The organism is Paenibacillus urinalis, assembly GCF_028747985.1.
Taxonomy (GTDB): Bacteria; Bacillota; Bacilli; order Paenibacillales; family Paenibacillaceae; genus Paenibacillus; species Paenibacillus urinalis.
Map to the genome: position 1 here is coordinate 2,122,753 of NZ_CP118108.1, position 12,286 is coordinate 2,135,038.

12 protein-coding genes are annotated in these 12,286 nt (G+C 44.6%); all 12 read left to right on the plus strand.

Annotation, left to right across the window (positions count from 1 at the left end; genetic code table 11):
- The first annotated feature begins 176 nt into the window (after positions 1-176).
- Positions 177-944 carry a DUF3388 domain-containing protein gene (locus PUW25_RS09895; RefSeq protein WP_076311090.1) on the plus strand — a complete coding sequence of 256 codons (768 nt, stop codon included), beginning with the start codon at positions 177-179 and terminating at the stop codon, positions 942-944.
- 78 nt (positions 945-1,022) lie between these two features.
- Positions 1,023-2,018 (plus strand): helix-turn-helix domain-containing protein, encoded by a 996-nt coding sequence (locus tag PUW25_RS09900; protein ID WP_274336968.1) that lies wholly within the window; start codon positions 1,023-1,025, stop codon positions 2,016-2,018.
- A gap of 156 nt (positions 2,019-2,174) precedes the next feature.
- Positions 2,175-2,666 (plus strand): YajQ family cyclic di-GMP-binding protein, encoded by a 492-nt coding sequence (locus PUW25_RS09905; RefSeq protein ID WP_047909654.1) that lies wholly within the window; start codon positions 2,175-2,177, stop codon positions 2,664-2,666.
- A 231-nt stretch (positions 2,667-2,897) separates the two neighbouring features.
- Positions 2,898-3,485: a CDP-diacylglycerol--glycerol-3-phosphate 3-phosphatidyltransferase gene (gene pgsA, locus PUW25_RS09910; RefSeq protein WP_274336969.1), complete on the plus strand. Its 588-nt coding sequence runs from the start codon at positions 2,898-2,900 to the stop codon at positions 3,483-3,485.
- A gap of 137 nt (positions 3,486-3,622) precedes the next feature.
- On the plus strand, positions 3,623-4,888 hold the full coding sequence (locus PUW25_RS09915) for a competence/damage-inducible protein A (protein WP_274336970.1): 1,266 nt from the start codon (positions 3,623-3,625) through the stop codon (positions 4,886-4,888).
- A 258-nt stretch (positions 4,889-5,146) separates the two neighbouring features.
- Complete coding sequence (gene recA, locus PUW25_RS09920) at positions 5,147-6,208, plus strand: recombinase RecA (RefSeq protein ID WP_047909651.1); 1,062 nt, start codon at positions 5,147-5,149, stop codon at positions 6,206-6,208.
- 110 nt (positions 6,209-6,318) lie between these two features.
- Positions 6,319-7,056 carry a regulatory protein RecX gene (locus PUW25_RS09925; protein ID WP_047909650.1) on the plus strand — a complete coding sequence of 246 codons (738 nt, stop codon included), beginning with the start codon at positions 6,319-6,321 and terminating at the stop codon, positions 7,054-7,056.
- 323 nt (positions 7,057-7,379) lie between these two features.
- A complete protein-coding gene (gene rny, locus PUW25_RS09930) occupies positions 7,380-8,927 on the plus strand; it encodes a ribonuclease Y (protein ID WP_047909649.1) in 1,548 nt (515 codons plus the stop codon).
- A gap of 118 nt (positions 8,928-9,045) precedes the next feature.
- Positions 9,046-9,843, plus strand: coding sequence for a TIGR00282 family metallophosphoesterase (locus PUW25_RS09935; RefSeq protein WP_047909648.1), 798 nt, complete (start codon positions 9,046-9,048; stop codon positions 9,841-9,843).
- A gap of 271 nt (positions 9,844-10,114) precedes the next feature.
- The gene (locus PUW25_RS09940; RefSeq protein ID WP_019005392.1) at positions 10,115-10,375 is read left to right on the plus strand and encodes a stage V sporulation protein S; all 261 of its coding nucleotides are present in this window, start codon (positions 10,115-10,117) and stop codon (positions 10,373-10,375) included.
- Between the two features lie 170 nt (positions 10,376-10,545).
- On the plus strand, positions 10,546-11,502 hold the full coding sequence (locus PUW25_RS09945; RefSeq protein ID WP_047909647.1) for a dipeptidase: 957 nt from the start codon (positions 10,546-10,548) through the stop codon (positions 11,500-11,502).
- Between the two features lie 109 nt (positions 11,503-11,611).
- Positions 11,612-12,184 (plus strand): phosphate propanoyltransferase, encoded by a 573-nt coding sequence (gene pduL, locus PUW25_RS09950; RefSeq protein ID WP_047909646.1) that lies wholly within the window; start codon positions 11,612-11,614, stop codon positions 12,182-12,184.
- The last annotated feature ends 102 nt before the right edge of the window (positions 12,185-12,286 follow it).

The following is a 12,286-nucleotide window of genomic DNA, read 5'->3' on the forward strand; positions in this document are numbered from 1 at the left end:
AGAGCTCCCGTAAGGGGGCTTTTCTCTAATTGTTACATTCGTGTTCTTGTAATTCATTTTTATTTTATATATCATAAGTAAGACCCGTGTTTGATGGATGTCAGATGCAACATTTTTCTTATAAAAATGTGCTGATTATGTCGAATGATGAGGAATAAGGCTTCAGAGGTGTTTAAATGGAGTACAAACAGTGGTATATGGAATATAAAATACATAAGAACAGACCCGGCCTATTAGGTGATATTGCTTCAATGCTGGGTATGCTCGAAGTGAACATTTTGACAATAAACGGAGTCGAGGGCAAGACAAGAGGTATGCTTCTTGAATCTGACGACGATGAGAAAATAAAGCTTCTTGGAGAAATGCTCAAGAAGGTTAACAATATTACGGTGACTGCGCTTCGTGCGCCGAGGCTTGTTGATATATTGGCCGTGCGTCACGGCAGATATATTGATCGGGATTCGGATGACCGTAAGACGTTCCGCTTTACCCGTGACGAACTGGGTCTCCTTGTGGACTTTTTGGGTGAAGTATTCAAGAGAGAAGGTAATCATGTCATTGGTCTTCGCGGGATGCCGCGAGTGGGCAAGACGGAATCCATTATTGCAGGCAGTGTCTGTGCTATGAAGCGATGGACTTTTGTTTCTTCTACGCTCCTTCGTCAAACGATCAGGAGTCAAATGTCGGAGGACGAGATGAATCCGAACAATGTATTTATCATTGATGGTATTGTGAGCACAATTAGATCCAATGAAAAACATTATAATCTGCTCCAGGAAATTATGAATATGCCGAGCACCAAGGTTATTGAGCATCCGGATATTTTTGTTCAGGAGTCTGAATACGACTACAATAATTTTGATATTATTATTGAGCTTCGCAATAATCCGGATGAAGAAATTTTATATGATACATTTACTGCAAATTATACAGACGATCTATAAGATTAAATGACAATTTAAAGAAATGTGTTTATATATACAAGCATCTTAGCGAATACGAAAGAATGAGGAGGAATTGGCATGTCTGAACTGGGTCAGCAGTTGAAGGAGGCCCGGCTGCAAAAAGGATTGAGTCTTGATGATGTTCAAGAGATGACAAAGATTAGAAAAAGGTATCTCGAAGCGATTGAATCGGGTGACTACAAAGTGCTGCCAGGCAGCTTCTATGTGCGGGCTTTTATTAAAACCTATGCAGAGACGGTGGGCTTGAATCCTGAAGTGCTGCTGGAGGGTCACAAGAAGGATGTTCCTGCTCCTGAGCAGGAAGCTACGATGGAACCTGTCATGCAGAAGCGTTCCAGCCGTCCGCAAGCAGAGCGGAACAATAAATGGCTGTCTATAGTTCTGCCATGGACTTTTTTAGCATTAATATTGGTACTTATTTATTTCTATTGGGTGCCTACCTTAAATCAGGCAGAAGATCCGAACGAGCCATCTACAGAACAAACGGATAATCAGCCTGTAACGAACACACCTGAGCCTGATACAGGTGAAGATGCTGAAGATCCTGGATCTGAAGTAGGTGGCGGTGATCCGAACGGTGAGGACAATCCAGATGCAACAGCACCTGAAGAGGGGACAGGCCAGGAAGAAGAACCTGCCGACGAAGAAACTGTAGAAGATGTTCCGGTTTCCGTTACAGAAAGCGGCAAATCAGGTAACATTACAATATTTGATGTGAGCGGCGGAAGTGCGGAAGAACCAATTACTGTTGAAGTTAAAGCTTCTGGCGAAAGCTGGCTTGAGATGTACAATGGTGAGAATTCAAGCGGTGAGCAGCTAGTTTCTGGCTTAACGGCTGCTGGAGACAATCATAGCTTTGAGTTGACGTCGGAAGGAATGTACATTAAGTCAGGCTATGCCCCAGCGACGGAAATCACTGTAAATGGTCAAGTGGTGACGGATGGCAAGACAACGAATCGTATTTTACTTCAGCTGGCTGAAGGCGAAAATAATGGTTCTGCACAAGATGGTACGAACAGCGATAGTGAATCGGGCTCTGAAGACGGTCAATAAAATAGGTTTCATCGAACATGTACAGCGCATTCGCTGTACATGTTTTTACGAGTTATCGTGTAGGACATACCTTAAACGCATGATTAGACTTCACATGTATGGTTTTAATATAATGGTACACAAGGTCAAATTACATCGAAGGGAAGTGTTATTAACATGAGTTCAGAAAGTTCATTTGATATTGTATCCAAACTCGATTTGGCAGAATTAACGAACGCAGTTACACAAGCAGAGAAGGAAATAGGGAGTCGGTATGATTTTAAGGGAAGCAAAAGCAGCCTGAAGATTGAGAAGGATGCACTCATCATTGTTTCGGATGATGAATACAAGCTGAATGCAGTAATTGATGTACTGCAATCCAAGATGGTGAAGAGAGGTCTGCCTCTAAAAAACTTGGATTACGGCAAGATTGAACCTGCTTCTATGGGAACCGTAAGGCAGCGTCTTGGCTTCAAACAGGGAATTGATCAGGACAATGCGAAGAAGATTAATATTCTGATTCGGGATTCCAAACTGAAGGTGAAGAGCCAGATTCAAGGAGATCAAATCCGTGTGACTGGAAAGAGTAAAAATGATCTTCAAGCGATTATTCAATTGCTGCGATCAAGTGATCTTCCACTGGATCTGCAATTTACGAATATGAAGTAAACTGCTGTTCTTACTCTATCGCCTATGTAAATGATGCAAATGATGCTGTTCATTGCGTTCCTCTTAACGTATGTCTTTTTTGACATGTAAATTGGGGTATAATATACTCGGTGGGGACTTCTATACAGACATGAATGTTTGTTATTACTATTACATATCTCAGGCAGAAAAGACTTGGAGCAACCTGATGCTTGTTCCTAATAGTACGATGTAAAGGGGAGGCGCTTTTTTTTGAATTTACCTAACCGGATTACACTGGCAAGAATTTTTATGATTCCGGTCATGATGGTGTTCTTGCTTGTTGATTTTGATATGTATCCTTCGCCGATTCAGATTGGGGACTATACATTGCCGTACAACCAGCTTATTGGAGCAATAATATTCATTATTGCGGCAAGCACGGATGGTATTGATGGATATATAGCCCGAAAGCATAATCTAGTTACTAACCTGGGCAAGCTTCTAGATCCACTCGCAGACAAGCTCCTTATTACTGCTGTGCTCGTATCTCTGGTTGAGATGGGAAGCATTCCTTCGTGGATTGCAGTTATTATTGTGAGCAGAGAGTTTGCCGTTACAGGTCTTCGGCAGATTGCACTGCTTGACGGCTCTGTCGTTGCTGCAAGTGCCTGGGGAAAGATCAAAACGATTGTTCAGATCGTGGCCATCTCGCTGCTGCTTCTGAACAATTTCCCGTTTGCCTTTATCGGAATACCGATGGATACCATATTAATATGGCTGGCAACCTTGATTACGATATACTCAGGCATTGATTATTTCGTGAAGAACAAGCATCTGCTGACCCAAACCAAAGCGTAAAATAAGGGCTCTCTGACAAAAGCAATAGGTGATCCTATTGCTTTTTTTGAAAGTTTTATTCAAAGTTATAATTATGTATCCGAGAAATAGCTTCTAATATAGAAGCTATTTAACACAGTGGAAATGGGGGCATCGTCATGAAAGCAGAAATTATTGCAGTAGGCACTGAGCTGTTGCTTGGGCAAATTGTAAATACGAACGCGCAATTTTTATCTAAAGAGCTGGCCGCGATCGGTATTGATGTCTATTTTCAAACAGTGGTTGGTGATAATGCGCTGCGGATGAAGCAGTCGATTGAGACAGCACAAAGCCGAGCCGATATCATTATTTTCTCGGGCGGAATTGGTCCGACACAGGATGATATTACAAAAGATGTTGTAGCTGAGCTTCTGGGCAGAGAGCTTCATATTGAACAGCGGTCTCTGGATAAGATTGAGCAAATGTTTACGAGCCGCGGAACGCTGATGACCGAGAACAATAAGCGTCAAGCGACATTAATAGAAGGGGCAACTCCCCTTACGAACGAGACAGGGCTTGCTCTCGGAAATGCGATATTTCAAGATGATCACTATTATATTATTTTGCCGGGACCTCCTAAAGAGTTGAAACCTATGTTCTCAAATCATGCTGTACCATGGCTTCAGCAGCATGCGCTTACCGGCGAGATGCCAATCTACTCCAAAATGCTGAAGTTTGCGGGGATCGGTGAATCTATGCTGGAGGATAAGCTGAAGGATCTTATTTCGGCACAGACCGATCCGACGATTGCTCCTTATGCTGGAGAAGGTGAAGTGACGGTTCGTATCTCTACCAAAGCCGGAAGCGAAAGTGAAGCCATGGTCAAGTTGAATGAGCTTGAAGTGCAGATTCAACAGCGTCTGCCAGAGCATTTGTATGCAAGCCATGATATTCCTATTGAACATGTCATTGTAGAGATGATGGCGGACCGTGAACTGACCCTGGGGGCTGCAGAGAGCTGTACAGGCGGCCTGCTCATGGAGCTGCTGACATCCATACCGGGGAGCGGGACCATGCTTCGTGGCGGGATCGTGTGCTATACAAATGAAATGAAGGAGAAGCTGCTGAATGTTCCCCATGCATATTTAGAAGGGGAGGATGCTCCTGGCGCGGTTAGCCCCGAAGTGGCTAAAGTGCTTGCAGAGCAGGTCCGGATGATAACCGATGCTGATTATGGATTGGCGGTTACGGGAGTAGCTGGCCCTGGTTATTCAGAGCGCAAGAAAGTTGGCCTTGTATATATCGGCATAGCGGAGCGTGGGGGAGAAACTGAGATCCACGAGCTTAACTTGAGCGGCAACCGGGAAACCATTCGTATTCGTTCAGCCAAAACGCTGCTGTACCGTTTATGGCGTAAGCTTGTTGAGAACGAGAAGCTGGATTGACACTACGGTAGACTGGTGTTCTAACCGTTTGACGATCAGCGAGGGAAGCAGTATACTGTATATATCGGAAGAACCGAAGCGAACTCGTTTTGCGGTGGTTCTTCCTTTTTTATTTCATTATTCAAATATGAAAGTCAGAGAGAGACAGGTGGGCGCCCGCTCCTCCAAAAAAAACGAATGTATGTTCTCAAAAAATGCTTGGCAAACGACCATAAAGAGAGTATCATATACTTATAAACAAAGAAGGATGTGAGTTTATTGTCAGATCGTCGTGCTGCGCTGGATATGGCGCTCCGTCAAATAGAGAAGCAATTTGGTAAAGGTTCAATTATGAAACTGGGTGAATCAACTCACATGCAAGTCGAAATTGTACCCAGTGGATCAATTGCTTTGGATATTGCACTAGGAACCGGCGGTTTCCCTAGAGGCCGGATTATTGAAATATATGGACCTGAATCTTCTGGTAAAACAACCGTTGCACTTCATGCTATTGCTGAAGTACAGAAGCAAGGTGGACAAGCTGCATTTATCGATGCAGAGCATGCTCTTGATCCGCAATACGCTAGAAAGCTTGGCGTTAACATTGATGAATTGCTGTTGTCCCAGCCGGACACAGGTGAGCAAGGTCTAGAGATTGCAGAGGCGCTCGTAAGAAGTGGCGCGGTTGATATCGTTATTATTGACTCTGTAGCTGCACTCGTGCCGAAGGCAGAGATTGAAGGCGATATGGGCGATTCCCACGTTGGTCTTCAAGCACGTCTGATGTCTCAAGCTCTTCGTAAGCTGTCTGGTGCGATCAGCAAATCCAAGACGATCGCGATCTTTATTAATCAGCTTCGTGAGAAAGTCGGCATCATGTTTGGTAACCCAGAGACGACTCCTGGTGGTCGTGCTCTTAAGTTCTACTCCACTGTACGTCTTGACGTACGCCGTGTAGAGAGCATCAAGATGGGGAACGATGTTGTCGGGAACCGGACTCGGATTAAGGTCGTGAAGAATAAGGTTGCTCCTCCATTTAAGCAAGCAGAAGTTGATATTATGTATGGTGAAGGAATTTCCAGAGAAGGAAGTTTGCTCGACATCGCCACAGAATACAACATCGTGGATAAGAGTGGTGCGTGGTATTCCTATAACGGTGACCGTTTAGGCCAAGGACGTGAGAATTCGAAGCAGTTCTTGAAGGAGAATCCTGAGCTTACACAAACTATTGAGCTGAAAGTGCGTGAAGCAAGCAACTTAACAACGACGGTTCCAGCTCAGTCTGATGCTGAGAAAGCGAAGGAAGCTGAAGAAGAACAGGAATTGTTCGAAATAGAATAAAAGTATTCTTTTGATTTTCTGTAAACCGCAGCTCACTTTGATCTGCGGTTTTTTGTCTAGTTATACAGATACACCACAAATTTAGTAATGAGGGAAGTGAGAGACACAGGATGAATGACAATTACGAGCAGGATATGAACCAGGACATAGAGCAGGGTGTCTCCCATTTTCCTAATGAATCACTAGAGATCACTCGAGTGGAGAAGCTGCGAGGGCGTGAAGCGAGGTATATGATATCGTTTGGTCCGTATGAGTTGTCTGTATTAGAAGACGTAATGATCAAATACCGAATGATCAAGGGGAATTCATTTCACAAGACGGAGCTTGAAGAAATTGTTATAGCTGATGAGAAGCAGCGAGCTTATGTACAAAGTCTAAAATTCCTTGAACGGAAGCCGCGGACAAGGCACGAGATGGCACAGAAGCTGAAGCAAAAGGAATATGTGGACTCAATAATTGAAGAGGTATTATCAAGGTTGGAGCGAGAGAGGCTGATTGATGACGCATTCTACGCAAAAGAATGGGCCATACAGCGTATTTCCAACCACCGAAAGGGGAAACTGTGGGTAGGGCAGGAGCTTCGGCAGAAAGGAATAGCCAAAGAACATATTCAGCTTGCTCTTGGAGAAGTCAGTGTTGAGGAAGAATGGGACAGCGCGATGACTGCTGGACGGAAGAAGTGGGATCAGATTAAAGGGGATGTGCTCGAGAAGAAGCGTAAAACCTACCCCTTCTTAATGCGCCGTGGATATTCTGGAGAGGTAACAAGGAAGGTAATAGGGCAGCTTCAATCACAGTATACGGATGAGTATACAGGGGAAGTCGATGAAGAGGATATATTGGACTAAGAAGGTCCATAGCATAAAAAGCGCATTCTCTTGACAATTTCTTAACACGAATACTAAAATGTACATGAGTCCCATATGCGAATAAGTATTTTTTCCTTCCAAAAAAATCCTTTGTTCGACCTTCGTATGGTCCACTCGTTTAATGATGTAAGACCATTGCTTTTGTCGATGGTAATATGTACATGCCCTGCGTGTACAACAAGAAGACGGTGATTGCGACCGTTTCCATTTTTATTTTTGTAAAATGTGTAAGATTTGAACACAACAATTGCAAATATCCCAAGGAGAAATCCCTTGGAGGAATCAACGAGGAGGTGAACATAATGGGTGTAGACATCCTGATTCTCGTTGTTGCCGCTTTAGCTACTGGGGTTATTGGGTTCCTTGCCGGATATTTTATTCGCAAATCTTTAGCTGAGGCTAAAATTTCTAGCGCGGAAGAAGCTGCTGTCCAAATCGTAGAGAATGCGAGAAAGGATGCAGAGGCGCTGAAGAAAGAAACGGTACTGGAAGCAAAGGACGAAGTCCATCGTGTACGTACCGAAGCTGAAAAAGACATTCGTGAGCGTCGAAATGAAGTTCAACGACAAGAAAGACGATTGTTGCAAAAGGAAGAGTCGCTGGATAAAAAAATGGAGTCCTTGGAACGCAAAGAAGAACAAGTGGCCAACAAAGAGAAACGTATTGATGAAACACAGCAACAAATTGAAATGATCTACAAGAGTCAGGTCACTGAGCTTGAGCGAATCTCTAATCTGACGATGGAGGATGCGAGAAGCATCATCTTATCTAACGTAGAGCAAGAGGTTCGACTGGAAACAGCTCAGATGATTAAAGAGATTGAACAGCAGGCGAAGGAAGAAGCTGACAAGAAATCTCGTGAAATTATTACCTTGGCGATTCAGCGTTGTGCAGCAGACCATGTTGCGGAAACAACCGTATCTGTTGTAACACTGCCTAACGAAGAAATGAAGGGCCGTATTATCGGTCGTGAAGGCCGTAACATTCGTGCTCTTGAAACCCTTACTGGGATTGACCTCATTATCGATGATACACCGGAAGCGGTTATATTGTCCGGATTTGATCCGATTCGCCGTGAGATTGCCCGCACCGCCTTGGAGAAATTGGTGGCTGATGGACGTATTCATCCAGCTCGAATTGAAGAGATGGTTGAGAAGTCTCGCAAAGAGGTGGATGAACGTATTCGTGAATATGGAGAACAAGCTACTTTCGAAGTGGGAGTACATGGTCTTCATCCGGATTTGATCAAAATTTTGGGCCGTTTGAAATTCCGTACAAGTTATGGACAGAACGTACTGAAGCATTCGATGGAAGTCGCATATTTAACAGGGCTTATGGCTGGAGAGCTTGGCGAGGATATCGTGCTTGCTAAACGTGCCGGGCTCCTTCATGATATCGGTAAAGCACTGGATCACGAAGTGGAAGGCTCACACGTGGAGATTGGTGTGGAGCTGGCGAAGAAATACAAAGAACATCCGGTTGTAATCAACAGTATTGCCTCTCACCATGGAGATGCGGAAGCAACTTCAGTGATTGCGATGCTGGTGGGTGCAGCGGACGCTCTGTCAGCAGCAAGACCAGGGGCACGTCGTGAAACGCTCGAAACCTACATCAAGCGTCTGGAGAAGCTCGAAGCGATCTCAGAATCGTTTGAAGGTGTTGAGAAATCATATGCGATTCAAGCTGGACGTGAGATTCGTGTTATGGTTCAGCCGGACAAGATTGATGATGCAGAGTCATTCCGCTTAGCTCGAGATATTTCCAAAATGATCGAGAATGAGCTGGATTACCCTGGACACATCAAGGTTACGGTCCTTAGAGAGACACGTGCAGTGGAATATGCGAAATAAGGATTATGCATAATCCTTGAATAAGAATGAACGTCAGAAAGTGGCCGGATAACGGCCACTTTTCTCATTCATAGATGATTCTTGATTTATTAATTGGGTTAATAAGGAGGCAACGCACATTAAAGTTTTATTCATAGGTGACATTGTAGGCAGCGTTGGTCGTACAGCAGTGAAAGAGAATTTACCTTATCTCAAATCGAAATACAATCCTCACATCATTATTGCCAATGGTGAGAATGCAGCGTCTGGCCGCGGTATCACTCAAGCGATCGCCAGACAATTTTTCGATTGGGGAATTCACGGCATCACCATGGGGAATCACACATGGGATAATCGGGATATTTTCGAGTTCATCGAGGATGAGCCGCGTTTGATTCGGCCTGCCAATTTTCCGGATAACACCACTCCAGGCAACGGTCATGCCGTCATCAAGGCTAACGGTAAAGAGCTAGCCATTGTTAATCTTCAAGGCCGTACCTTTTTGCCGCCGCTGGATTGTCCCTTCCGCAAAGCAGATGAGTTGGTGGATGAGCTTAAGAAGAAGCACAAGTGCATTCTAGTCGACTTCCATGCTGAAGCCACTTCGGAGAAGATTGCCATGGGCTGGTATCTCGACGGAAGAGCATCGATGGTCGTGGGGACGCATACACACGTCCAAAGCAATGATGAGCGAATCTTGCCAGAAGGAACAGCGGTTATTACAGACGTTGGCATGGTAGGCCCAAGAGACGGCATACTTGGCATGAAGCGGGATGCTGTATTACAGAAATTCCTGACAGGCTTGCCGGTTCGGTTCAATGTGGATGAAGGGAAGTGGCATTTCCACGCGGTAGTCGTTGAGATGGAGGAGTCCACTGGCAGAGCAGTGAAGATCGAGAAGATCAGACTTATGGAAGATGAGTGGCGCATGGAATAAAGGCTGCTCATAGCAAGGTGGGCCTTCGTATTCACCATCCATTGCAAGCACAGATGAGGCTGTAAAAAAGAAGGAATTTTTTTGTATCTCGCGAATAACATTTATTAGAGTCTGTTCAAGAAAAAGATCTCACCGATGTATCGAAACGGACTTCCGTGCTAACAAAAAGGAACGTGGATCAAGCTGTTCAAGTTGCTGCATTTGTCACATGTTTGTTGGACCATGCATTTGAAAACATTCCATCATCCTATTCCCAGGGGAGGTACTTATCATGGAAGTATTAAAAGTTTCAGCCAAGTCCAATCCGAATTCAGTCGCAGGTGCATTAGCCGGTGTTCTCAGAGAAAGAGGAAATGCTGAGTTACAGGCGATTGGAGCGGGAGCTCTTAATCAAGCGATAAAAGCAGTTGCCATTGCCCGGGGATTCGTGGCACCGAGCGGAGTTGATCTGATCTGTATTCCTGCCTTCACGGACATCGTCATTGATGGGGAGGATCGAACAGCCATCAAACTAATTGTTGAGCCGAGATAGCATGCTGATTCCTTACTCGTCTTAAAGCCTGTTTGCCATCGTTGCAAACAGGCTTTTTTGCATTGCTTGCAGCACGATGGATAGCTCAAGAAGAAATATATAGGTTGGTTACACTTCTAAATTGCATATATAGATAGGAAGTGTTTAATCCCGATCAAGGAGAGACGGTCATGGTGAATACAATACCTGTGGTTGACATGCATTGCGACGTGCTCAGCAAAATCCAAATGAATGCAGAGCTTCAGTTCTTAAAAGGTCCCGGCCTTGATGTAACTCAGCAGCGACTCGAAGAAGGCAATGTCATGCTTCAAACCTTTGCTATATATCTATCTGAGAAGCTGGGGAGTCTTCGATTTGAGCATATTATGAAGCAGATCGAGATTTACAATCAGCTCGGCTTGAAGCTGGTGCAGTCCAAAGAAGACATTTCATTTCTTCGGAAACATCTCAACAACATGAGAGGCGGACAATGGGGGCTTCTATCGCTTGAAGGTGTCGATGGGCTGGAAGGCAATCTTTATTATTTGGAGCTGTGCTACCGGCTAGGTGTTCGGTTTGTCGGTATTACATGGAATCATGCCAATTGGGCAGCAGACGGCATCCTCGAAGCGAGAAATGGAGGTTTTACGAACAAAGGCAGATCCCTCCTTCACAGATGTAATGAGATTGGCATGCTGATGGATGTATCCCATTTGTCCGAAGCTGGATTTTGGGAGCTAGCTGATACATCCGCCCAGCCTTTTATCGCGTCACATTCCAATGCACGAAGTGTTTGCCCGCATCCGAGAAATTTGACCAACGATCAGATTCGGGCTGTCGTCGCTTTGAATGGAAGAATTGGAATGACGTTCGTTCCATGGTTCGTCAAGGAGAAGGGACCTGTGAAGATCTCAGATCTATTGAAGCATATTGAACGAGTCTGTGAGCTTGGAGGAGAGAAGCATTTGATGTTTGGATCGGATTTTGATGGAATTCATGAGTGGATACAGGGACTGGAGCATCCAGGAACATATCCTGAACTCGTAAACACGCTTCTGAAGCACTATCCCGAATCCGTCGTTCGAGGCTTCATGTATGACAATATTTTGTCATTTATGGAGGAAAACTTGAAGTCCAAGGAGCGTTGAAGCGATTAAAGTCATCCGAAATGTCGGGATGGCTTTTCATTTTGTTCTTAATATGGGTATAATAATGGATGGAGTATTACAGATAGAGAGACAAGGAGTGTTAGTAAACATGAGTAAAACTGTACCTGTAGGCGTATCAGCACGCCACATCCATTTGACGCAAGAGCACGTTGAGGTGCTGTTTGGCGCTGGATACCAATTGACTGAATTTAAACCGTTGTCCCAACCTGGACAATTTGCTGCAAATGAGACTGTTGCCGTAATCGGCACAAAAGGTCAATTCGATAAAGTGCGTATTCTTGGACCGGCTCGTCCTGCGAGCCAGCTTGAGATTTCCCGCACAGATTCCTTTGCGATCGGTATTAAAGCACCTGTTCGTGAATCAGGCTCCATTGATGGAACACCTGGAGTGACATTGAAAGGACCGGCAGGCGAGGTTACCCTTGAAGAGGGCGTAATTGTTGCGGCCAGACACATTCATTTCCATACTTCCGATGCAGAGAAATGGAATATTAGAGACAAAGAAATGCTGAAGGTTCGTCTCGGTGGCGAACGCGGTTTGGTACTTGAAAATGTCATCGCCCGTGTATCTGATTCCTTCGCACTGGATATGCACATTGATACCGATGAGGCGAATGCCTCTGGAGCTAAAACTGGCGACGTAGCTGAAATTATCGACTAATAGTTAATTAAACGATGGTCCTATGAGGGTTGTTCACTTTGGCGCTTTTTACCAAAGGGACAACCCTCATTTTCTTATAAGATTGAACCGATTATACAACAC